Below are 20,023 nucleotides of genomic sequence, written 5' to 3'. Positions count from 1 at the left end.
GAAGCGGCTGGCGCATCGTTGGTTGTCTCCCTGATTGACCTGTCGCCGTGTCGCGTTTTCGCCCGTACCGGAATCCGGAGCATCTGTCGGGCGAGCGGTTTGCATTCTTTCGTCTTGCTTGCCGATCGCACTGGAAAATATCGGATTCCTGGCGATCAGAGTAGGTCCGCCGGCGCGAGACGTCTTTTAAGCAACGTTAAATTGAAGTAAGCGTCCGATTCACTGCCGAAATCGGGGTAATCACTGTCGACGCGGCGGAAATCGTGTGAGTCGGTGCCGGTGGCGCGGATGTCGCGCGATGGCGGAAGAGGATGCGCAGGCGAGGCGGGGGGAGCGGGGCGGCGCCGGCCTCACCCGCCATGGCGGCGGGCAGGCGCGGGCGCTGCACGAGGGGCGTGAAGCCGGAAACTCAGGCTTCCGGGTACCACGCGTCGGTGAATTCGCTGACCTTGACGTCGGACAGTTCCGGCCGTGCGGCCAGCCAGCCGCGCACGAGCTCGCGGTCGGCGTCGGTCGTCGTGCCGCGCGGTGCACCGGAAATCACGTAAGCGCCGATGCCTTCGTCCGCCGACGCGACGGTCAGCAGCCCGTTCGCTTCCACGAAGTCGATGAACGCGTCGATCAGTTCGCCGCGCTCGAGGTCGGTCATTTCGTTGCGGTAATGCGCGGTGGCGTTGAACGCGAGTTCCTGGAATTCGCCGATGTGGAGTTTCTTGCGCTGGCGGCGGTTGTGGCCTTGGCTCATGGTGTGTGGTGAATGCGAAAAGGGTAGGGTGAAAGGGCGGCGGCGGGTGCCGGCGCGACATGCGCGGGCGGCCCGGGCGCCGCATCGAAGCGCCGCGCGGCGATGCCGGCGGCGGATGGACGGAACGTTACATCAGCACGATATCGTACTGCTCCTGGCTCAGGTTCGATTCGACCTGCAGCGACACCGGCTTGCCGATGAAGTCGATCAGCATGGCGAGATGCTGCGACTCCTCGTCGAGGAACAGGTCGATCACCTGCTGCGCGGCGATCACGCGGAATTCGCGCGGGTTGAACTGCCGCGACTCGCGCAGGATCTCGCGCAGGATGTCGTAGCACACGGTGCGCGACGTCTTCACCTGGCCCTTGCCCTGGCAGGTCGGACACGGCTCGCACAACACGTGCGCGAGCGATTCGCGCGTGCGCTTGCGCGTCATCTCGACGAGCCCGAGCTGCGAGAAGCCGTTGACCGTCACGCGCGTGCGGTCGCGCGACAGCGCCTTCTTCAACTCGGACAGCACCGCGTCGCGATGCTCGGCGTTCTCCATGTCGATGAAGTCGATGATGATGATCCCGCCGAGGTTGCGCAGCCGCAGCTGCCGCGCGATCGTATGCGCGGCCTCGAGGTTGGTCTTGAAGATCGTGTCGTCGAAGTTGCGCGCGCCGACGTAGCCGCCCGTGTTCACGTCGATCGTCGTCATCGCCTCGGTCTGGTCGATCATCAGGTAACCGCCCGACTTCAGGTCGACGCGGCGCGACAGCGCACGCTGGATCTCCGTCTCGATGTTGTACAGGTCGAACAGCGGACGCTCGCCCGTGTAGTGGTGCAGCTTCGGGCTCACGGCCGGCGTGAATTCGCCCGCGAATTCCGAGAGGCGCTGGTACGTCTCGCGCGAATCGACCTGGATGCGCGTCGTGTCGTCGTTCGCGAAATCGCGCAGCACGCGCTGCGCGAGATCGAGATCCTGGTACAGCAGGCTCGTCGCCGGCAGCCGCTGTGCCTGGGCGACGATCGTCGCCCACGTCTTGCGCAGGTACGTGACGTCGCCGGCGAGCTCGTCGGAGGTGGCATCCTCGGCGATCGTGCGCACGATGTAGCCGCCTTTCTCGTCCGCCGGGATCACGGCCGTCAGGCGCGCGCGCACGGCCTCGCGCTCGGCCTCGCTCTCGATCTTCTGCGAGATGCCGATATGCGGCTCCTGCGGCAGATAGACGAGCGTGCGGCCCGCGATGCTGACCTGCGTCGACAGCCGCGCGCCTTTCGTGCCGATCGGATCCTTGATCACCTGCACCATCAGCGTCTGGCCTTCGAACACGATCTTCTCGATCGGCTGGTGCGGCGTGCCCGACTGCGGCTCGCCCGCGAGGCGCGGATGCCAGATGTCGGCGACGTGCAGGAATGCCGCGCGTTCGAGGCCGATGTCGATGAACGCCGACTGCATGCCGGGCAGCACGCGCACGACCTTGCCGAGATAGATGTTGCCGACCCGCCCGCGCGACAGCGTGCGCTCGACGTGAAGCTCCTGCACCGCGCCTTGCTGGACGAGTGCGACCCGCGTTTCCTGCGGCGTGAGGTTGATCAGGATTTCTTCGTTCATGGTGGGTTCAGAAGGCGACGCGCGCGGTGCGGAGCAGCGCGGCAGTCTCAAAAAGGGGCAGACCCATGATACCTGAATGGGAACCGTCGATTCGCTCGATGAACTCGGCGGCGCGCCCCTGGATCGCGTACGCGCCGGCCTTGCCGAACGGCTCGCCCGATTCGACGTAGCGCGCGTATGCGTCGCGCGACGCGGCCGCGAAGCGCACCGACGAGCGCGACAGCGCGGGCGGCAGCAGTTCGCCGTCGGCATCGATCACGGCGACGGCGGTCAGCACCGCATGTTCGCGGCCCGCGAGGCGGGTCAGCATCGCGAGCGCGTCGTCGGCGTCGGCCGGCTTGCCGAGGATCGCGCCGTCGATCGTGACGGTCGTATCGGCGACCAGCACCGGCGAGGCCGGCTTGCCGCTCGCGACGAGGCGTGCACGCGCTGCCTCGGCCTTGGCGATGGTCACGCGCCGCACGTAGGCATCGGCAGCTTCGCCGGGCAGTTCGGCCTCGAGTGCCTCGGCGTCCTCGTCGGGGCGCGGCAGCAGCAACTCGAAGCGTACGCCGATCTGTTGCAGCAGCTCCTGGCGGCGCGGGCTTTGCGAAGCGAGGTAAAGGATCGGGAAAAGCGCGGGGGGCGTGCTGGACGGCATGGTGTCGTTATCTCGGTGTGCGCGCGTGGCGCGCGTCTCGAGGACGACACGTCATGCGCGGTGGTAGGGGTGATTCTGCGTGATGCTCCACGCCCGGTAAAGCTGTTCGGCGAGCAGCACGCGCACCATCCCGTGCGGCAGCGTCATGCTCGAGATGCGCAGCAGCGTGTCGGCACGCGCTTTCAGTTCGGGATCGAGCCCGTCGGCACCACCGATCACGAACGCGACGTCGCGGCCGTCCTGCTGCCAGCCGGGCAGCGCCTGCGCGAGCTGCATCGTGGTCCAGTCGCGGCCGCGCTCGTCGAGCGCGACGAGGCGCGCGCCCTTCGGCAACGCGGCCTCGATCTTCTGCCGCTCGGCCGCCATCACGCTTTCGGCGCTGCGGCCGCCCGAACGCAGTTCGGGCTTGATCTCGCGCAACTCGATGCGCAGCTCGGGCGGCATCCGCTTCGTGTATTCGTCGAAGCCGGATGCGATCCAGCCCGGCATCTTGTGGCCGACCGCAAGGATGAAAAGCTTCATCGGGAGACGCGTAACGACGCGGGGCTCAACGGCGGCGGGCGGCCGTCTTGCGGGCCGGGCGCGCGGGCGCGGCTTCCTCTTCGTCCTCGTCGCCTTCGCTGGCCTGGGCGAAGCCGTTCCCCTTGCCGCCGCCGAGCTTCATCCGCACGGGCTTGTCGCCCCAGATTTCCTCGAGGTTGTAGTACTGGCGCAGGGCCGGTTGCAGGATGTGCACGATCGCATCGCCGCAGTCGACGAGCACCCATTCGCCGGTGTCTTCGCCTTCGGAGCTGACGATGTCGCCGCCGGCTTCCTTGACCTTGTCACGCACGCTCGACGCGAGCGCCTTGGTCTGGCGGTTGGAGGTGCCCGAAGCGACGACCACGCGGTCGAACAGTTCGGTCAGGTGGCTGGTGTTGAACACCTTGATGTCTTGCGCCTTGACGTCTTCGAGGGCGTCGACGATCACGCGCTGCAGTTTGCGAATATCCATGGATTCAGGAATGGTAGAGGCGATGTTGAAGAATATAGGCCCATACGGCGGCCGGCACATGTTCGGCCGACGCGTCGGGCATTTGCGCATGGCGTGCGATGCATTCGCGCAGGTGCGCACGGATGTCGGTCGCGGCAATGTCGAACGAAAGGGTCGTATCGATCAGCAGGTGGCCTGCCGGCGTGGCCTTCATCACGTCGGCGCCGGCCTGCCGCGCGGCGATTTCCTGCGCGACCTCCGGCGGCGCCGCGCCGAGGTCGAACCCCGGGCGCGTCGACACGCAGATGTGCGCGTAGTCGAACAGCGTGCGCCAGTCGCGCCACGTATCGAGGCGCACGAGCTGGTCGGCGCCGATCAGCAGCGACAGCGACGCGTCCGGGCCGATCCGCTCGCGCCAGCGCGCGAGCGTCTCGACCGTGTAGGTCGGGCCGGTGTGCTCGATCTCGTCGGTGGCGACGGTCACGGTCACGCCCGGCACGGACAGCGAGCCGGCGGCCGCGCGCGTCATCGCGAGCCGATGCTCGGCGGCCGACACGTCGCGCTTCTGGTACGGCTGCCCGGCGGGCAGCAGCACGAGTTCGGTCAGGCCGAGCAGTTCGGCGAACCGGCGCGCGAGCGCGAGATGGCCGTCGTGGATCGGGTCGAAAGTGCCGCCCAGCAAGCCGATACGACGCGGCAGCGGGGCGGGGCGGGCGGTGGTGTCCAGAAACGCGTCCTTGTCTTGAAGCAGGGTCAGACCCAGTCGCGCGGCACGAGGAAGTCGCTGTACAGGCGCGCCTCCGGCGAACCCGGCTCGGGCTGCCAGTTGTAGCGCCAGTTCGCGACCGGCGGCATCGACATCAGGATCGACTCGGTCCGGCCGCCGCTTTGCAGGCCGAACAGCGTGCCACGGTCGAACACGAGGTTGAATTCGACATAGCGGCCGCGGCGGTACGCCTGGAAGTCGCGCTCGCGCTCGCCATACGGCAGCTCGGCGCGCCGTTCGACGATCGGCAGGTAGGCGTGCAGGAACGCGTCGCCGACGCTTTGCATCATGTCAAACGAGCGTTCGAAACCGGGCTCCGAGAAATCGTCGAAGAAGATCCCGCCGATGCCGCGCATCTCGTTGCGGTGCTTCAGGAAGAAATACTCGTCGCACCATTTCTTGAAGCGCGGGTAGAGCTCGACGCCGAACGGGTCGAGCGCGCCCTTGCAAGTCTGGTGGAAATGCCGGGCGTCATCCTCGAAACCGTAAACCGGTGTCAGATCCATGCCGCCGCCGAACCAGAACACGGGCTCCTCGCCCGGTTTCGTCGCGATCAGCATCCGCACGTTCATGTGTACGGTCGGGCAGTACGGATTGCGCGGGTGCAGCACCAGCGACACGCCGAGCGCCTCGAAGCCGCGGCCCGCGAGCTGCGGGCGCGCCGCGCTCGCCGACGGCGGCAGCGCATCGCCCGCGACGTCGGAAAAGCCGATCCCCGCGCGTTCGAACACGCGGCCGCCTTCGAGAATCCGCGTGCAGCCGCCGCCGCGCAGGCGTTCGGCCGGCCCGCGCTGCCATGCGTCGGTCGCGAGCGGCGTGCCGTCGAGCGCGCCGAGCGCGTCGGCGATGCGTGTCTGCAGGCGCTGGAGGTACGTGCGCACGCGCGCCACGTCGTAGGTCGAATCGGTCATGTCTGGACTGGGTGCCCCCGCCCGAAGCGGGGGCCGTAAAAAAGGCCTCTGCCGGGCATTCTAACGAACCCCGGCAGAGAGTCCGCCGCCGCGCGTGGGCGGGGCGGCGATTGCCACGTCAGGCGCTCTTGCGGTTGAGCGCGCGGAAGCCGATGTCGCGGCGGTACTGCATGCCTTCGAAATTGATCTGGTTGATCGTCTCGTACGCATGCTGCTGCGCTTCGCGCACCGAATCGGCGAGGCCGACCACGCACAGCACGCGGCCGCCGGACGTCGTCAGCTTGTCGCCGTCGAGCGTCGTGCCTGCATGGAACGTGACGGCCTGTTCGGTCTCGGCCGGGATTCCGTTGATGCGGTCGCCCTTGCGTGGCGCGTCCGGATAGCCGTGCGCGGCCAGCACGACGCCCAGCGCGGTGCGGCGGTCCCAGTCGAGCTCGACCGTGTCGAGCGTGCCCGCGATCGCCTGCTCGACGACCTTCGAGAAATCGCTCTTCAGGCGCGCCATGATCGGCTGCGTTTCCGGGTCGCCCATCCGGCAGTTGAACTCGAGCGTGCGCGGATTGCCTTCCTTGTCGATCATCAGGCCCGCATACAGGAAGCCCGTGAAGCGGATGCCGTCCTTCTCCATCCCGCGCACGGTCGGCATGATGATCTCGCGCATCACGCGTGCGTGCATCTGCGGCGTGACGATCGGCGCGGGCGAATACGCCCCCATGCCGCCGGTGTTCGGGCCGCGGTCTTCATCCAGCAGGCGCTTGTGGTCCTGGCTGGACGCCAGCGCCAGCGCGTGCTTGCCGTCGACCATCACGATGAAGCTCGCTTCCTCGCCATCGAGGAACTCCTCGATCACGACGCGCGCGCCGGCATCGCCGAGCTTGTTGCCCGACAGCATCATGTCGACGGCTTCGTGCGCTTCTTCGAGCGTCATCGCGACGACGACACCCTTGCCGGCCGCGAGGCCGTCGGCCTTCACGACGATCGGCGCACCCTTCGCGTCGATGTACGCATGCGCGGCGGCCACGTCGGAGAACGTTTCGTACTCGGCGGTCGGGATGCCGTGGCGCTTCATGAACGCTTTCGCGAAATCCTTCGAGCTCTCGAGCTGCGCGGCTTCGCGGGTCGGGCCGAAGACCTTCAGGCCGCGTGCGCGGAACAGGTTGACGATGCCGGCCGCGAGCGGCGCTTCCGGCCCGACGAGCGTGAACGCGACGCCTTCGCGTTCCGCGAAATCGGCGAGTTCGTCGAGCGCCGTGATGTCGACGTTCTTCAGGCGCTCGTCCTGCGCCGTGCCGCCATTGCCGGGCGCGACGTAGACCATCTGGACGCGCGGCGACTGCGCGAGCTTCCACGCCAGCGCATGTTCGCGGCCGCCGGAACCGACGACGAGTAGTTTCATGGGATTCCCCGCAGACTAGAAAACAGGGCGGCCGGCACGCTCAGGCGCGCCGGCCGCGGATTCGGTCGGGCCGCCGCCGCGACAGGAACACGGCGGCCGGCACATCATTCCTCGACGATGACGGCGTTCGTATACACGTCCTGCACGTCGTCGAGGTTCTCGAGCGCGTCGAGGAGCTTCTGCATCTTCGCCGCGTCGTCGCCGGTGAATTCGACTTCGTTCTGCGGCTTCATCGTCACTTCGGCGAGCTCGGCCTTGAAGCCGCCGGCTTCGAGTGCGTCCTTCACCGCCGAGAATGCCTGCCAGTCGCACAGCACTTCGATCGAGCCGTCGTCGTTCGTGTTCACGTCGTTCGCGCCGGCTTCGAGCGCGGCTTCCATCAGCGCGTCTTCCGACGTGCCCGGTGCGAACAGGAACTGGCCGACGTGATCGAACATGAACGCGACCGAGCCGTCGGTACCCATGTTGCCGCCGAACTTCGAGAACGCATGGCGGACTTCCGCGACCGTGCGGGTGCGGTTGTCGGTCAGCGTGTCGACGATGATCGCCGCGCCGCTGATGCCGTAGCCTTCGTAGCGGATTTCCTCGTAGTTCGCGCCATCCGCGCCGCCGACGCCGCGATCGATCGCGCGCTTGACGTTGTCCTTCGGCATGTTCGCGTCGGCCGCCTTGTCGACTGCGAGACGCAGGCGCGGGTTCGAGTTGACGTCACCGCCGCCGAGGCGCGCCGCGACCTGGATTTCCTTGATCAGGCGGGTCCAGATCTTGCCGCGCTTCGCGTCGGCCGCTGCCTTCTTATGCTTGATGTTGGCCCATTTCGAATGACCAGCCATACCTTTCTCCGTGCCCGGGCGCACAGCGCGGGCGATTGTTTCAATGTGTCGTTGAATCGGCGGCCGTTTCGGCGGGCATGAAGCCGCGGGGCCGCGCGTGTCGAGTGGATCGAGATTTTATCACGCGGCGACCGCCGGATCGGGGCCGCCGCGCATGGCCGGACGGCCAGGCGGGCCGTCGCGAGCCGGGCCGCGCGCCGCGCGGCCGTACGGGGGCTCAGTTCTTGGTGCCGAACAGGCGGTCGCCCGCGTCGCCGAGGCCCGGCACGATGTACGCGTGCTCGTTCAGGTGCGAATCGAGCGACGCGACGAACAGCTTCACGTCCGGGTGCGCGTCCTGGAACACCTGCACGCCTTCGGGGGCGGCGACCAGCGCGACGAACATGATGTTCGCGGCCGGCACGTTGCGGCGCTTCAGCACGTCGACCGCGTGCACGGCCGAGTAGCCGGTTGCGACCATCGGGTCGCACAGGATGAAGATGCGGTCTTCCAGATCCGGCAGGCGCACCAGGTATTCGACCGGGCGGTGGTCGTCGGCGCGGTACACGCCGATGTGGCCGACGCGGGCGGACGGAACCAGGTCGAGCAGGCCGTCCGACATCCCGATGCCCGCGCGCAGCACCGGCACGATCGCCAGCTTCTTGCCCGCGATCACCGGCGCGTCGACCTCGACGAGCGGGGTTTCGACCCGCTTGGTCGTGATCGGCAGGTTGCGGGTGATCTCGTAACCCATCAGCAGCGTGATTTCGCGCAGCAGCTCGCGGAATGTGCGCGTGGACGTGTCCTTGTCGCGCATGTGCGTGAGCTTGTGCTGGATCAGCGGGTGATCGGTGATGAAGAGATTCGGGAAACGGCTGTCCTGTTTCATGACGGGGGGCGCCTTGGCGGCAAAAGAGGATCGGGGGCGGTGGCGGGCGCAAGCCGGCCGCGCGCTTATGTCGGCAATTTTACCAAGGCGCGCCACATGATCCGGATAATATCGACGTCTCACGACAATCCGCGCGCCCGCGCCCGCCCGATTGCCCGCCTGACCCGTCCGGGGTCCGTGCGCCGGGCGACGGGGCCGAGCCGGCGCGTGTCGCCACCAAGGAATCGACGATGGATCTCGGCATCGAAGGAAAGACCGCGCTGGTGTGCGCGGCAAGCAAGGGGCTCGGTCGCGGCTGCGCGGAAGCGCTGGCCGCCGAGGGCGTGAACCTCGTGATCGTCGCGCGCACGCGCGACACGCTGGAGGAAACCGCGGAGGAGATCCGCGCCGGCGCGAACGTGTCGGTGACCGCGGTCGCCTGCGACATCACGACGCCGGACGGGCGCGCGGCCGCGCTCGCTGCGTGCCCGCAGCCGGACATTCTCGTGACGAATGCCGGCGGCCCGCCGCCCGGCGACTTCCGCGACTTCTCGCACGACGACTGGATCCGCGCGCTCGAATCGAACATGCTGACGCCGATCGAGCTGATCCGCGCGACCGTCGACGGGATGATCGGCCGCGGCTTCGGCCGGATCGTCAACATCACGAGTTCGGCCGTGAAGGCGCCGATCGACGTGCTCGCGCTGTCGAACGGCGCGCGCTCGGGGCTGACCGGCTTCGTCGCGGGGCTGTCGCGCAAGGTCGCGGGGCAGGGCGTGACGATCAACAACCTGCTGCCGGGCCTGTTCGACACCGACCGGATCGCGACCACGCTCGCCGCGTCGGCGAAGGCGCAGGGCGTGAGCGTCGACGAGATGCGCGCGCGGCGCACGAAGGACATCCCGACCGGCCGCCTCGGCACGCGTGCCGAATTCGGCGCGGCGTGCGCGTTCCTGTGCAGCGTGCACGCCGGCTACATCACCGGGCAGAACTGGCTGCTCGACGGCGGCGCGTATCCGGGTACGTTCTGACCCACGCTTTTCGATTCACGACGACAACACGACAACCGAACGACGAAGGAAACGGAGATGAGCAAACCCCGCATCGCATTGATTGCGCACGACGCGAAGAAGGACGAGATCGTCGCGCTCGCGGGCGAATTCCGCGCGACGCTCGCGCAATGCCGGCTGGTGGCGACCGGCACGACCGGCGGCCGCATCGCGGACGCGCACGGGCTCGAGGTCGAGCGCAAGCTGTCGGGGCCGCTCGGCGGCGACCTGCAGATCGGTGCGGAACTGGCCGACGGCCGCATCGACATCGTCGTGTTCCTGCGCGACCCGATGACCGCGCAGCCGCACGACCCCGACATCACCGCGCTCGTGCGCGCCTGCGACGTGCACGACGTGCCGGTCGCGACCAACGTTGCCACCGCGCGGATGCTGCTCGACGATCTGGCGCGCAACATGCAGGACGTTTGCTAAAGGCCGCCCGCGCCCGATTGCCCCTGCTGGCGGCAGGGCCATGCGCGGATGGCCGCGGCGCGCGAGAATCGTACGTCGCGACGCGCGCCTGCTGCCCCGTTCCCGCATGAACCGGCCGGCTCCGCGGATCGGCGACCCGGATTTTTCCCTGACAGAATCAGAAACGAGGAGCGAAACGATGCCGAAAGCAATCCGATACGACCAGCCGGGCGGCCCGGACGTGATGAAGTGGGTCGATGTCGAGGTCGGCGAACCGAAGGCGGGCGAAGTCCGCATCCGGCAGCACGCGGTCGGCCTCAACTACATCGACGTCTATTTCCGTACCGGCCTTTACCCGCAAGCGCTGCCGGGCGGTCTCGGGATGGAGGCGGCAGGCGAGGTGACGGCCGTCGGCGAAGGCGTGACCACGGTCAAGGCGGGTGACCGCGTCGCGTACGTCGGACAGCCGCCGGGCGCATACGCGCAGGAACGCGTGATGCCGGCCGAGCGGCTCGTGAAGCTGCCGGACGGCATCAGCTACGACGACGCGGCGTCGGTGATGCTGCAGGGCCTGACCGCGCACTACCTGCTGCGCCGCACGTATCCGGTGAAGGCCGGCGACACGATCCTGATCCACGCGGCGGCCGGCGGCGTCGGCCTGCTCGTGTGCCAGTGGGCGAAGGCGCTCGGCGCGACCGTGATCGGGACGGTCGGCTCCGACGAGAAAGCCGCGCTCGCGAAGGCGCACGGTTGCGACCATCCGATCGTCTACACGCGCGAGAACTTCACGCAGCGCGTGAAGGAGATCACGAACGGCGCAGGCGTGCCGGTCGTCTACGACTCGATCGGCAAGGACACCTACATCGGCTCGCTCGACTGCCTCGCGCCGCTCGGCTATTTCGTCAGCTTCGGCAACGCGTCGGGCCCGCTGCCGCCGATCGACTCGAAGGAATTCTCGTCGCGCGGCTCGCTGTTCTTTACGCGCCCCACGCTGTTCTCGTACATCGCGAAGCGCGCCGATCTCGAAGCCGCGGCCGCCGAGCTGTTCGACGTGCTGCTGTCGGGCAAGGTGAAGACGAGCATCAACCAGCGCTACCCGCTCGCGGAAGTCGGCCGCGCGCACGCCGATCTCGAAGCGCGCAAGACCACCGGTTCGACGATCCTCGTTCCCTGACCTGCCTCCCCGTGCCGGCGCCATGCCGGCACGCGCTTGTCCGGGCGGCGCCGTCCGTCCCGCCTCCCGGTTCCTGCCGGCCTCCCCCGAATGCCACGTTTACGCGTTTTTTATACGCGCCCCGATACCTTTGACCCGTCCTTTACGTGCGTTCCCATAAGGTTCTAGTCGTCTGATTTCGACGATGGAGAACAGAAAAATGGATGGGGTATTTATCGGCGCACTGGTGCTCTTCACCGCGCTGATCCTCGGTTTGATTGCCGGTTGCGACAAGCTCGTGCAATACGGTCGCGGGGGGCGAGCATGACCTGGATGCTTTGGCTGGCGGGCGCCTCGACGGCCCTGCTGTTCGCGTATCTCGTCTTTGCGCTGCTGCGCGCGGAGGACATCGAATGAACGCGAACAATCTCTTTCAGACGCTGCTCTTCATCGTCGTGCTGCTGGCAGCGGCCGTGCCGGTCGCCCGCTATCTGTCCGCGGTGATGGACGGCAGTTCGCGCGTCGTGCGCGTGTTCGGGCCGCTCGAGCGCGCGCTGTACCGCATCGCCGGCGTCGACGCCGGCAGCGAGATGAACTGGAAGCAGTACGCGATCGCGACGATCGCGTTCAACGCGCTCGGCGCGCTGTTCCTCTACGGCCTGCTGCGCCTGCAGGGCTTCCTGCCCGGCAACCCGCAGCAGTACGGTGCGATGACGGTCGACGGCGCGTTCAACACGGCCGTCAGCTTCGTCACCAACACGAACTGGCAGGACTACACGCCGGAGCAGACCGTCAGCTACCTGACGCAGATGCTCGGCCTGACCGTGCAGAACTTCCTGTCGGCGGCAACCGGCATCGTCGTCGTGATCGCGCTGATCCGCGGTTTCGCACGTCATACCGCGCAGACGATCGGCAACTTCTGGGTCGACCTGACGCGCGTGACGATGTACGTGCTCGTACCGATGTCGGTGATCATCGCCGCGCTGCTGATGAGCCAGGGCGTGATCCAGAACATGAAGTCGTACCAGGACGTGCCGGTGCTGCAGACGAGCACCTATGCGGCGCCGAAGCTGGACGCGCAGGGCAATCCGGTGAAGGACGACAAGGGCAACCCGGTGACGGTGCCGACCCCGCTCACGAAGCAGACGCTTGCAATGGGCCCGGTCGCATCGCAGGAAGCGATCAAGATGCTCGGCACCAACGGCGGCGGCTTCTTCAACGCGAACTCCGCGCACCCGTACGAGAACCCGACGCCGTTCGCGAACTTCATCCAGATCTTCGCGATCCTGATCATCCCGGCCGCGTTGTGTCTCGTGTTCGGCCGCATGATCGGCGACCGCCGGCAGGGCATCGCCGTGCTCGCGGCGATGACGGTCGCGTTCGTGATCGCGATCGGCTTCGAGGTGAGCGCCGAGCAGGGCGGCAACCCGACGCTCGCCGCGCTGCACGTCGACCAGTCGGCGAGCGCGCTGCAGCCTGGCGGCAACATGGAAGGCAAGGAAACACGCTTCGGCATCGCGCAGACCGGCATCTTCACGGTCGCGACGACGGCCGCGTCGTGCGGCGCGGTCGACACGATGCACGATTCGCTGACGCCGCTCGGCGGCCTCGTGCCGATGCTGCTGATGCAGCTGGGCGAAGTGATCTACGGCGGGGTCGGCTCCGGCCTCTACGGGATGCTCGTGTTCGCGCTGCTCGCGGTGTTCGTCGCCGGCCTGATGATCGGTCGCACGCCGGAATACGTCGGCAAGAAGATCGAATCGTACGAGATGAAGATGGTGTCGATCGTCGTGCTGCTCACGCCGCTGCTGGTGCTGGTCGGCACGTCGATCGCCGTGCTCGCCGATGCAGGCAAGGCCGGCATCGCGAACCCGGGCCCGCACGGCTTCTCGGAAATCCTGTACGCGTTCAGCTCGGCCGCCAACAACAACGGCAGCGCGTTCGCGGGCCTGACGGTCGGCACGCCGTTCTACAACTGGACGACCGCGATCGCGATGTGGTTCGGCCGCTTCGGCACGATCGTGCCGGTGCTGGCGATCGCCGGCTCGCTCGCCGCGAAGAAGCGCATCGCGGCGACGAGCGGCACGCTGCCGACGCATGGTCCGCTGTTCGTCGTGCTGCTGCTCGGCACCGTGCTGCTGGTGGGCGCGCTGACCTACGTGCCGGCGCTTGCGCTCGGCCCGGGCGTCGAGCACCTGATGATGTGGCTGGGTGCGTGATGCGCGCCCGCATGGCGACACATTGAAAAGACTGAAGAGATTGAAGAGATCGCAATGACTCAACATTCCGCAACACGGTCCATGTTCGATCCGGCGCTGCTGCGTCCGGCGATCGTGGACTCGTTCAAGAAACTCACGCCGCGCACGCAGTTCCGCAATCCGGTGATGTTTTGCGTGTACGTCGGCAGCATCCTGACCACGATTCTGTGGATCGCGGCGCTCGCCGGCCAGGCCGAGGCGCCCGCGGGCTTCATCCTCGCGATCGCGCTGTGGCTGTGGTTCACCGTGCTGTTCGCGAACTTCGCCGAAGCGCTCGCCGAAGGGCGCTCGAAGGCGCAGGCCGCGTCGCTGCGCAGCGCGAAGAAAGACGTGATGGCGAAGAAACTCAACGAGCCGCATCCGAAGTCGCCGATCCGCATCACGACCGCGACCGAGCTGCGTAAAGGCGACGTCGTGCTGGTCGAGGCCGGCGACGTGATCCCGGCCGACGGCGAGGTGGTCGATGGCGTCGCGTCGGTCGACGAATCGGCGATCACCGGTGAATCCGCGCCGGTGATCCGCGAATCGGGCGGCGACTTCTCGTCGGTGACGGGCGGCACGCGCGTGTTGTCGGACTGGATCGTGGTCAAGGTCACCGCGAACCCCGGCGAGGCGTTCCTCGACCGGATGATCGCGATGGTCGAAGGCGCAAAGCGCAAGAAGACGCCGAACGAGATCGCGCTGACGATCCTGCTCGTCGCGCTGACGATCGTGATGCTGCTCGCGACCGCGACGCTGCTGCCGTTCTCGATGTTCTCGGTCGAAGCGATGAAGGCCGGCCACGTGGTGACGATCACCGCGCTCGTCGCGCTGCTGGTGTGCCTGATCCCGACGACGATCGGCGGCCTCTTGTCCGCGATCGGCGTGGCCGGGATGAGCCGGATGATGCAGGCGAACGTGATCGCGACGTCGGGCCGCGCGGTGGAAGCCGCCGGTGACGTCGACGTGCTGCTGCTCGACAAGACCGGCACGATCACGCTCGGCAACCGCCAGGCATCGACGTTCGTGCCGGCGCCGGGCGTGACCGAGGAAGCGCTGGCCGATGCCGCGCAACTGTCGTCGCTCGCCGACGAAACGCCGGAAGGCCGCAGTATCGTCGTGCTCGCGAAGGAGCGCTTCAACATTCGCCAGCGCGACATGGGGCAACTGCACGCGACGTTCATCGGCTTCTCCGCGCAGACGCGGATGAGCGGCGTCGACCTCCCGGGCCGTGAAATCCGCAAAGGCGCGGCCGATGCGATCCGCAATTACGTCGAGACGCACGGCAGCCGCTTCCCGGAAGAAGTGCGCCGCGTGGTCGACGAAGTCGCGCGCCGCGGCAGCACGCCGCTCGTCGTGGCCGACCTGCATGAAGGGGCGGCGCGCGTGCTCGGCGTGATCGAGCTGAAGGACATCGTGAAGGGCGGCATCAAGGAGCGCTTCGCGGAACTGCGCAAGATGGGCATCAAGACCGTGATGGTGACGGGCGACAACCGGCTGACGGCCGCGGCGATCGCGGCGGAAGCGGGCGTCGACGATTTCCTCGCGGAAGCGACGCCGGAAACCAAGCTCGCGACGATCCGCGAACACCAGGCCGCAGGGCGCCTCGTCGCGATGACCGGCGACGGCACCAACGACGCGCCGGCGCTCGCGCAGGCCGACGTCGCCGTGGCGATGAACACCGGCACGCAGGCGGCGAAGGAAGCCGGCAACATGGTCGACCTCGACTCGAACCCGACGAAGCTGATCGAGATCGTCGAGATCGGCAAGCAGATGCTGATGACGCGCGGGTCGCTCACCACGTTCTCGATCGCGAACGACATCGCGAAGTATTTCGCGATCATCCCGGCCGCGTTCGTGACGACGTACCCGCAGCTGCGCGTGCTCGACATCATGCACCTGACGTCGCCGGCGTCGGCGATCCTGTCGGCGGTGATCTTCAACGCGCTGATCATCGTCGCGCTGATTCCGCTGGCGCTGAAGGGCGTCACGTACCGGCCGCTCGGCGCCGCATCGCTGCTGCGCCGCAACCTGCTGGTGTACGGCCTCGGCGGCGTGCTGCTGCCGTTCCCGTTCATCAAGCTGATCGACATGACGCTCGCTGCACTCGGCTGGGCCTGAGCCGGCCGTATTTGAAGGAAACATCATGAAAACGTTGATTCGTCCGCTCGTCGTGATCTTTGTCGTGCTGACCGCGGTGACGGGGCTCGCTTACCCGGCCGTGATGACCGTGTTCGGCCAGGCCGTGTTCCCGTCGCAGGCGAACGGCAGCCTGATCGAGAAGGACGGCAAGGCGGTGGGCTCCGCACTGATCGGCCAGTCGTTCGATGCGCCGAAGTACTTCTGGGGCCGGCTGTCGGCCACCACGCCGATGCCGTACAACGCGACCGGCTCCGGCGGCTCGAACCTCGGCCCGTTGAACCCGTCGCTCGCCGATCAGGTGAAGGGGCGCATCGCCGCGCTGCGCGACGCGGGCACCGACATGTCGAAGCCCGTGCCGGTCGACCTCGTGACGGCGTCGGCCAGCGGCCTCGATCCGGAGATCACGCCGGCCGCCGCCGCATACCAGGTCGAACGTGTCGCGAAGGCGCGCAACCTGGCGCCCGACGCGGTCGCGCAGCTCGTCGCCGCGAACACGAAGGGCCGCCAGTTCGGCGTGCTCGGCGAACCGCGCGTGAACGTGCTGCAGCTGAACCTCGCGCTCGACGCGGCACAGGCCGCGCACTGAGCGCGCGCCCGGGCTTCCGACGGCAACCGGCGTCCGGCGCGGCCCGATCCGCGCCGGACGCGCTTTTTCCCGACGGCGCGTGCGCCGTCTTTGCCTTTTGCGGCGATTTGGAACAACAATGCTCGTACTCGCGCGCATCCGGGCGCTCCGCCTTTCTGACGCATGAATCGTCCCGATCCAGACCAACTCCTCGACAAGCTGCAGCGTGACGAAGAAAAGCAGCGGCGCGGCCAGCTCAAGATCTTCTTCGGCGCATCGGCCGGTGTCGGCAAGACCTACGCGATGCTGCAGGCCGCGCGCCAGCGCCTGCAGGAAGGCGTGGACGTCGTCGTCGGCATCGTCGAGACCCACGGGCGCAGCGAAACCGCCGCACTGCTCGACGGCCTCGACGTGCTGCCGCTCGCGCGCATCGACTATCGCGGCCGCACGCTCGCCGAATTCGATCTCGACGGCGCGCTCGCGCGCCAGCCGCAACTGATCCTCGTCGACGAACTCGCGCATTCGAACGTGCAGGGCGCGCGGCACCTGAAGCGCTGGCAGGATGTGTACGAACTGCTCGACGCGGGCATCGACGTCTACACGACCGTCAACGTCCAGCACCTCGAAAGCCTGAACGACGTGGTCGGCGCGATCACCGGCATCCGCGTGTGGGAGACGGTGCCCGATCGCGTGTTCGACGCGGCCGACGAAGTCACGCTCGTCGACCTGCCGGCCGAGGAACTGCTCGAGCGGATGCGCGACGGCAAGGTCTATCTCGCGCAGCAGGCCGAGCGCGCGGTGCGCAACTTCTTCCGCAAGGGCAACCTGATTGCGCTGCGCGAACTGGCGCTGCGGCGCACGGCCGACCGCGTCGACGCGCAGATGCGCGAGTATCGCGCCGATCGTTCGATCCAGCGCATCTGGCAGGCACGCGAGCGGCTGCTCGTGTGCGTCGGCCCGGGCCCTGAAGCGCCGACGCTCGTGCGGGCGGCCGCGCGGCTCGCCGCGAGCCTGAAGGCCGACTGGATCGCCGTTTATGTGGAAACGCCGCGCCTGCAGCGGCTGCCCGCTGCGCGCCGGCAGCGCACGCTCGACGCGCTGAAGCTCGCGGCCGAGCTCGGTGCGGAGACGGCCACGCTCGCCGGCGCCGACGCGGTCGCCGCGCTGATCGGCTATGCGAAGGTGCGCAACGTGTCGAAGATCGTCGCCGGCGGCTCACCGAAGGTCGGGCTCGTGCGCCGCTTCGTGCGGCCGTTCGGCGAGCAGCTTGCCGAACGCGCGGGCGACGTCGACCTGATGCTGATCCGGGCGTCCGCGAGCGACGAGGCGCGCGCGGCACCGCTCGACGCGCGTGCGCGCGACTGGCGCGACGCGTTCGCGCAGTTCGGCACGCACCGTTCGCCGCCGCGGCACTACGTGTATGCGGCCGCGATCTGCGCGGCGATCACGGTCGTCGCGAGCCTCGTGTCCGAGCGGCTCGACCTCACGAACCTCGTGATGCTGTACCTGCTCGGCGTCGTGTTTTCGGCGGTGCGGCTCGGGCGCGGCCCGGGCGTGCTGCAGTCGTTCCTGTCGGTGGCCGCGTTCGATTACTTCTTCGTACCGCCGCGCATGTCGTTTTCGGTCAGCGACACGCAATACCTGCTGACCTTCTTCGGAATGCTGCTGACGTCGCTCGTGATCAGCCACCTGACGTCGACGCTGACGCGCCAGGCGAGCGTCGCGCAGCGCCGCGAGCGCCGCACCGGCGCGATCTACGCGATGGCGCGCGAGCTGGGCGCGGCGCTGACGACCGAGCAGATCGTCGAGATCGGCAGCCGTCACGTGGGCGAGGTGTTCCGCGCGCGCGTCGCCTTCCTGCTGCCCGACAGCGCGGACAAGGTGCGCCAGAAGATCGAGGAGCCCGATGCGGCCGTCACGCTGACGGGCGCCGATCTCGACAGCGACGTCGGCCAGTGGGTGTACGACCAGCAGAAGCCGGCCGGCCGCGGCACCGATACGTTGCCCGCGACGGCCGCGCTGTACCTGCCGCTGAAGGCGCCGATGCGCACGCGCGGCGTGCTCGCGGTCGCATCACGCGAGCCGCGTGAACTCGAGGTGCCGGAGCAGCAGCGGATGCTCGACGCGTTCGCCGCGCAGATCGCGCTCGCGCTCGAACGCGTGCACTACGTGGAGATCGCGCGCGACGCGCTCGTCAACATGGAATCCGAGCGGCTGCGCAACTCGCTGCTGTCGGCGATCTCGCACGACCTGCGCACGCCGCTCACGACGATCGTCGGCTTCTCGTCGATGCTCGCGAACGGGCGCGCGGCCGCGCAGGGCGGCGACGCCGCGGCGGCCGAACGCTTCGCGCAGCGCGAGGGCGAACTCGTCGATGCGATCCACGACGAGGCGCTGCGGATGACGGGCATCGTCACGAACCTGCTCGACATGGCGCGGCTGCAGGCCGGCAGCCTGCAGTTGAAGCGCCAGTGGTCGCTGCTCGAGGAAGCCGTCGGCGCCGCACTCGCCGCCTGCAAGCGCGTGCTTGCGCGCCATCCGGCGCGCGTCGTGCTGCCGGCCGACCTGCCGCTCCTGCAGATGGACGCGGTGCTGATGGAGCGTCTGTTCACCAACCTGTTCGAGAATGCGGCGAAGTACACGCCGGCCGATACGCCGCTCGACATCGGCGCCGAGCGCGTGACCGACGACGGGCTGCCGTTCGTGCGCGTGCTCGTCGACGATTACGGTCCCGGCCTGCCGGCCGGGATGGAAACGCGGATCTTCGACAAGTTCACGCGCGGCGAGAAGGAATCGGCGACGCCGGGCATCGGCCTCGGCCTGGCGATCTGCCGCGCGATCGTCGAAGCGCACGGCGGTAAAATCGGCGCGTTCAACCGGACGGCACCCGACGGCCACGTGACGGGCGCGCGTTTCTGGTTCACGCTGCCGGTCGAGACACCGCCGGCCGCGCCTGCCGTACCCGACGACGAACCCGAAGTGCCGGGTGCGTCGTCCCCATCCGAATCATTGCCAGATCATGAGTGAACCCAGCCTGACCGTCGTCCTGATCGAGGACGAAAAGCAGATCCGCCGTTTCGTGCGCGCCGCGCTCGAGGAGGAGGACATCGCGGTGTTCGAGGCCGAGACGGGCAAGCAGGGGCTGATCGACGCGGCGACGCGCAAGCCCGATCTCGTGATCGTCGACCTTGGCCTGCCCGATACCGACGGCCTCGACGTGATCCGGGAATTGCGCGGCTGGTCCGAGGTGCCGGTGATCGTGCTGTCCGCGCGCACGCAGGAAGAAGAGAAGGTCGCGGCGCTCGACGCGGGCGCCGACGATTACCTGACCAAGCCGTTCGGCGTGTCCGAACTGCGCGCGCGGATCCGCGCGCAACTGCGCCGGCGCAACCAGGGCGGCGCGAACGAGTCGCCGAAGGTGACCTTCGGCACCGTGACCGTCGATCTCGCGCTGCGCCAGGTGTGGCGTGACAACGAGATCGTGCACCTGACGCCGCTCGAATACCGGCTGCTCGCGACGCTCGTGCGGCACGCGGGGCGCGTGCTGACGCACCGCCAGCTGCTGCGCGACGTGTGGGGGCCGTCGCACGTCGAAAGCCACCACTATCTGCGGATTTACATGGCGCACCTGCGCCAGAAGCTCGAGCGCGACCCGGCGCAGCCCGAGCACATCGTGACCGAGACGGGCGTCGGTTACCGGCTGGTCGGCGCCGCATGACGGGCGTCGCCGGGTCGCAGCGGCACCCGGGCGCGTGACG

At 68.1% G+C, this 20,023-nt stretch carries 20 protein-coding genes; 10 read left to right on the top strand and 10 right to left on the bottom strand.

The annotated features are described in order from the left end of the window. Positions 1-409 precede the first annotated feature (409 nt). The 10 genes from CFB82_RS13165 to upp all read right to left on the bottom strand — a co-directional run bounded on the left by CFB82_RS13165 (position 410) and on the right by upp (position 8,729). A complete protein-coding gene (locus CFB82_RS13165; protein WP_039370464.1) occupies positions 410-745 on the bottom strand; it encodes a YggL family protein in 336 nt (111 codons plus the stop codon). Between the two features lie 127 nt (positions 746-872). Beyond that, a complete protein-coding gene (gene rng / locus CFB82_RS13160; RefSeq protein ID WP_011352748.1) occupies positions 873-2,342 on the bottom strand; it encodes a ribonuclease G in 1,470 nt (489 codons plus the stop codon). Positions 2,343-2,349: 7 nt separating this feature from the next. Next, positions 2,350-2,982: a Maf family protein gene (locus tag CFB82_RS13155; protein ID WP_069248506.1), complete on the bottom strand. Its 633-nt coding sequence runs from the start codon at positions 2,980-2,982 to the stop codon at positions 2,350-2,352. A 51-nt stretch (positions 2,983-3,033) separates the two neighbouring features. Continuing rightward, positions 3,034-3,504 carry a 23S rRNA (pseudouridine(1915)-N(3))-methyltransferase RlmH gene (rlmH, locus tag CFB82_RS13150; RefSeq protein WP_011352746.1) on the bottom strand — a complete coding sequence of 157 codons (471 nt, stop codon included), beginning with the start codon at positions 3,502-3,504 and terminating at the stop codon, positions 3,034-3,036. Positions 3,505-3,529: 25 nt separating this feature from the next. Continuing rightward, positions 3,530-3,976 (bottom strand): ribosome silencing factor, encoded by a 447-nt coding sequence (gene rsfS, locus CFB82_RS13145; protein WP_089484357.1) that lies wholly within the window; start codon positions 3,974-3,976, stop codon positions 3,530-3,532. Positions 3,977-3,980: 4 nt separating this feature from the next. Continuing rightward, positions 3,981-4,712 carry a nicotinate-nucleotide adenylyltransferase gene (locus CFB82_RS13140; protein WP_089484356.1) on the bottom strand — a complete coding sequence of 244 codons (732 nt, stop codon included), beginning with the start codon at positions 4,710-4,712 and terminating at the stop codon, positions 3,981-3,983. Next, a complete protein-coding gene (gene hemF, locus CFB82_RS13135; protein ID WP_089484355.1) occupies positions 4,709-5,632 on the bottom strand; it encodes an oxygen-dependent coproporphyrinogen oxidase in 924 nt (307 codons plus the stop codon). The genes CFB82_RS13140 and hemF overlap by 4 nt, the downstream gene beginning before the upstream one ends. 118 nt (positions 5,633-5,750) lie before the next feature. Next, positions 5,751-7,028, bottom strand: coding sequence for a phosphoribosylamine--glycine ligase (gene purD / locus CFB82_RS13130; RefSeq protein ID WP_039370477.1), 1,278 nt, complete (start codon positions 7,026-7,028; stop codon positions 5,751-5,753). A gap of 104 nt (positions 7,029-7,132) precedes the next feature. Next, positions 7,133-7,861 carry a YebC/PmpR family DNA-binding transcriptional regulator gene (locus CFB82_RS13125; RefSeq protein WP_011352741.1) on the bottom strand — a complete coding sequence of 243 codons (729 nt, stop codon included), beginning with the start codon at positions 7,859-7,861 and terminating at the stop codon, positions 7,133-7,135. 217 nt (positions 7,862-8,078) lie between these two features. Next, positions 8,079-8,729, bottom strand: coding sequence for a uracil phosphoribosyltransferase (gene upp / locus CFB82_RS13120; RefSeq protein ID WP_011352740.1), 651 nt, complete (start codon positions 8,727-8,729; stop codon positions 8,079-8,081). A gap of 230 nt (positions 8,730-8,959) precedes the next feature. Here upp and CFB82_RS13115 point away from each other — a divergent pair, with 230 nt between their 5' ends. The 10 genes from CFB82_RS13115 to kdpE all read left to right on the top strand — a co-directional run bounded on the left by CFB82_RS13115 (position 8,960) and on the right by kdpE (position 19,983). Beyond that, positions 8,960-9,739, top strand: a complete 780-nt coding sequence (locus CFB82_RS13115) for an SDR family oxidoreductase (RefSeq protein ID WP_089484354.1) — start codon at positions 8,960-8,962, stop codon at positions 9,737-9,739. A 57-nt stretch (positions 9,740-9,796) separates the two neighbouring features. Continuing rightward, a complete protein-coding gene (locus CFB82_RS13110; RefSeq protein ID WP_011352738.1) occupies positions 9,797-10,189 on the top strand; it encodes a methylglyoxal synthase in 393 nt (130 codons plus the stop codon). A 178-nt stretch (positions 10,190-10,367) separates the two neighbouring features. After that, positions 10,368-11,342, top strand: coding sequence for a quinone oxidoreductase family protein (locus tag CFB82_RS13105; protein ID WP_089484353.1), 975 nt, complete (start codon positions 10,368-10,370; stop codon positions 11,340-11,342). Between the two features lie 184 nt (positions 11,343-11,526). Continuing rightward, the gene (locus CFB82_RS43970) at positions 11,527-11,649 is read left to right on the top strand and encodes a hypothetical protein (RefSeq protein WP_256093628.1); all 123 of its coding nucleotides are present in this window, start codon (positions 11,527-11,529) and stop codon (positions 11,647-11,649) included. Next, positions 11,646-11,738 (top strand): K(+)-transporting ATPase subunit F, encoded by a 93-nt coding sequence (gene kdpF / locus CFB82_RS13100; RefSeq protein ID WP_006752209.1) that lies wholly within the window; start codon positions 11,646-11,648, stop codon positions 11,736-11,738. The genes CFB82_RS43970 and kdpF overlap by 4 nt, the downstream gene beginning before the upstream one ends. Then, positions 11,735-13,540, top strand: coding sequence for a potassium-transporting ATPase subunit KdpA (gene kdpA, locus CFB82_RS13095; RefSeq protein WP_089484352.1), 1,806 nt, complete (start codon positions 11,735-11,737; stop codon positions 13,538-13,540). The genes kdpF and kdpA overlap by 4 nt, the downstream gene beginning before the upstream one ends. Before the next feature lie 54 nt (positions 13,541-13,594). After that, on the top strand, positions 13,595-15,679 hold the full coding sequence (kdpB, locus tag CFB82_RS13090) for a potassium-transporting ATPase subunit KdpB (protein WP_089484351.1): 2,085 nt from the start codon (positions 13,595-13,597) through the stop codon (positions 15,677-15,679). A gap of 25 nt (positions 15,680-15,704) precedes the next feature. Next, positions 15,705-16,286: a potassium-transporting ATPase subunit KdpC gene (gene kdpC / locus CFB82_RS13085; protein ID WP_069248497.1), complete on the top strand. Its 582-nt coding sequence runs from the start codon at positions 15,705-15,707 to the stop codon at positions 16,284-16,286. Positions 16,287-16,448: 162 nt separating this feature from the next. After that, positions 16,449-19,292, top strand: a complete 2,844-nt coding sequence (locus CFB82_RS13080; protein ID WP_089446127.1) for a DUF4118 domain-containing protein — start codon at positions 16,449-16,451, stop codon at positions 19,290-19,292. After that, the gene (kdpE, locus tag CFB82_RS13075) at positions 19,285-19,983 is read left to right on the top strand and encodes a two-component system response regulator KdpE (protein ID WP_069248495.1); all 699 of its coding nucleotides are present in this window, start codon (positions 19,285-19,287) and stop codon (positions 19,981-19,983) included. The genes CFB82_RS13080 and kdpE overlap by 8 nt, the downstream gene beginning before the upstream one ends. Positions 19,984-20,023 lie beyond the last annotated feature (40 nt).

It is taken from the genome of Burkholderia sp. HI2714 (assembly GCF_002223085.1).
In the GTDB taxonomy this organism is placed as follows: Bacteria; Pseudomonadota; Gammaproteobacteria; order Burkholderiales; family Burkholderiaceae; genus Burkholderia; species Burkholderia lata_D.
This window is presented reverse-complemented; position numbering and strand designations above follow the sequence as displayed.

What these genes read in the sequence shown, in the direction of transcription:
- CFB82_RS13165 (WP_039370464.1), bottom strand. Translation starts at nt 745, where the DNA reads ATGAGCCAAGGCCACAACCGCCGCCAGCGCAAGAAACTCCACATCGGC.
- rng (WP_011352748.1), bottom strand. Translation starts at nt 2,342, where the DNA reads ATGAACGAAGAAATCCTGATCAACCTCACGCCGCAGGAAACGCGGGTC.
- CFB82_RS13155 (WP_069248506.1), bottom strand. Translation starts at nt 2,982, where the DNA reads ATGCCGTCCAGCACGCCCCCCGCGCTTTTCCCGATCCTTTACCTCGCT.
- rlmH (WP_011352746.1), bottom strand. Translation starts at nt 3,504, where the DNA reads ATGAAGCTTTTCATCCTTGCGGTCGGCCACAAGATGCCGGGCTGGATC.
- rsfS (WP_089484357.1), bottom strand. Translation starts at nt 3,976, where the DNA reads ATGGATATTCGCAAACTGCAGCGCGTGATCGTCGACGCCCTCGAAGAC.
- hemF (WP_089484355.1), bottom strand. Translation starts at nt 5,632, where the DNA reads ATGACCGATTCGACCTACGACGTGGCGCGCGTGCGCACGTACCTCCAG.
- purD (WP_039370477.1), bottom strand. Translation starts at nt 7,028, where the DNA reads ATGAAACTACTCGTCGTCGGTTCCGGCGGCCGCGAACATGCGCTGGCG.
- CFB82_RS13125 (WP_011352741.1), bottom strand. Translation starts at nt 7,861, where the DNA reads ATGGCTGGTCATTCGAAATGGGCCAACATCAAGCATAAGAAGGCAGCG.
- upp (WP_011352740.1), bottom strand. Translation starts at nt 8,729, where the DNA reads ATGAAACAGGACAGCCGTTTCCCGAATCTCTTCATCACCGATCACCCG.
- CFB82_RS13115 (WP_089484354.1), top strand. Translation starts at nt 8,960, where the DNA reads ATGGATCTCGGCATCGAAGGAAAGACCGCGCTGGTGTGCGCGGCAAGC.
- CFB82_RS13110 (WP_011352738.1), top strand. Translation starts at nt 9,797, where the DNA reads ATGAGCAAACCCCGCATCGCATTGATTGCGCACGACGCGAAGAAGGAC.
- CFB82_RS13105 (WP_089484353.1), top strand. Translation starts at nt 10,368, where the DNA reads ATGCCGAAAGCAATCCGATACGACCAGCCGGGCGGCCCGGACGTGATG.
- CFB82_RS43970 (WP_256093628.1), top strand. Translation starts at nt 11,527, where the DNA reads ATGGAGAACAGAAAAATGGATGGGGTATTTATCGGCGCACTGGTGCTC.
- kdpF (WP_006752209.1), top strand. Translation starts at nt 11,646, where the DNA reads ATGACCTGGATGCTTTGGCTGGCGGGCGCCTCGACGGCCCTGCTGTTC.
- kdpA (WP_089484352.1), top strand. Translation starts at nt 11,735, where the DNA reads ATGAACGCGAACAATCTCTTTCAGACGCTGCTCTTCATCGTCGTGCTG.
- kdpB (WP_089484351.1), top strand. Translation starts at nt 13,595, where the DNA reads ATGACTCAACATTCCGCAACACGGTCCATGTTCGATCCGGCGCTGCTG.
- kdpC (WP_069248497.1), top strand. Translation starts at nt 15,705, where the DNA reads ATGAAAACGTTGATTCGTCCGCTCGTCGTGATCTTTGTCGTGCTGACC.
- CFB82_RS13080 (WP_089446127.1), top strand. Translation starts at nt 16,449, where the DNA reads ATGAATCGTCCCGATCCAGACCAACTCCTCGACAAGCTGCAGCGTGAC.
- kdpE (WP_069248495.1), top strand. Translation starts at nt 19,285, where the DNA reads ATGAGTGAACCCAGCCTGACCGTCGTCCTGATCGAGGACGAAAAGCAG.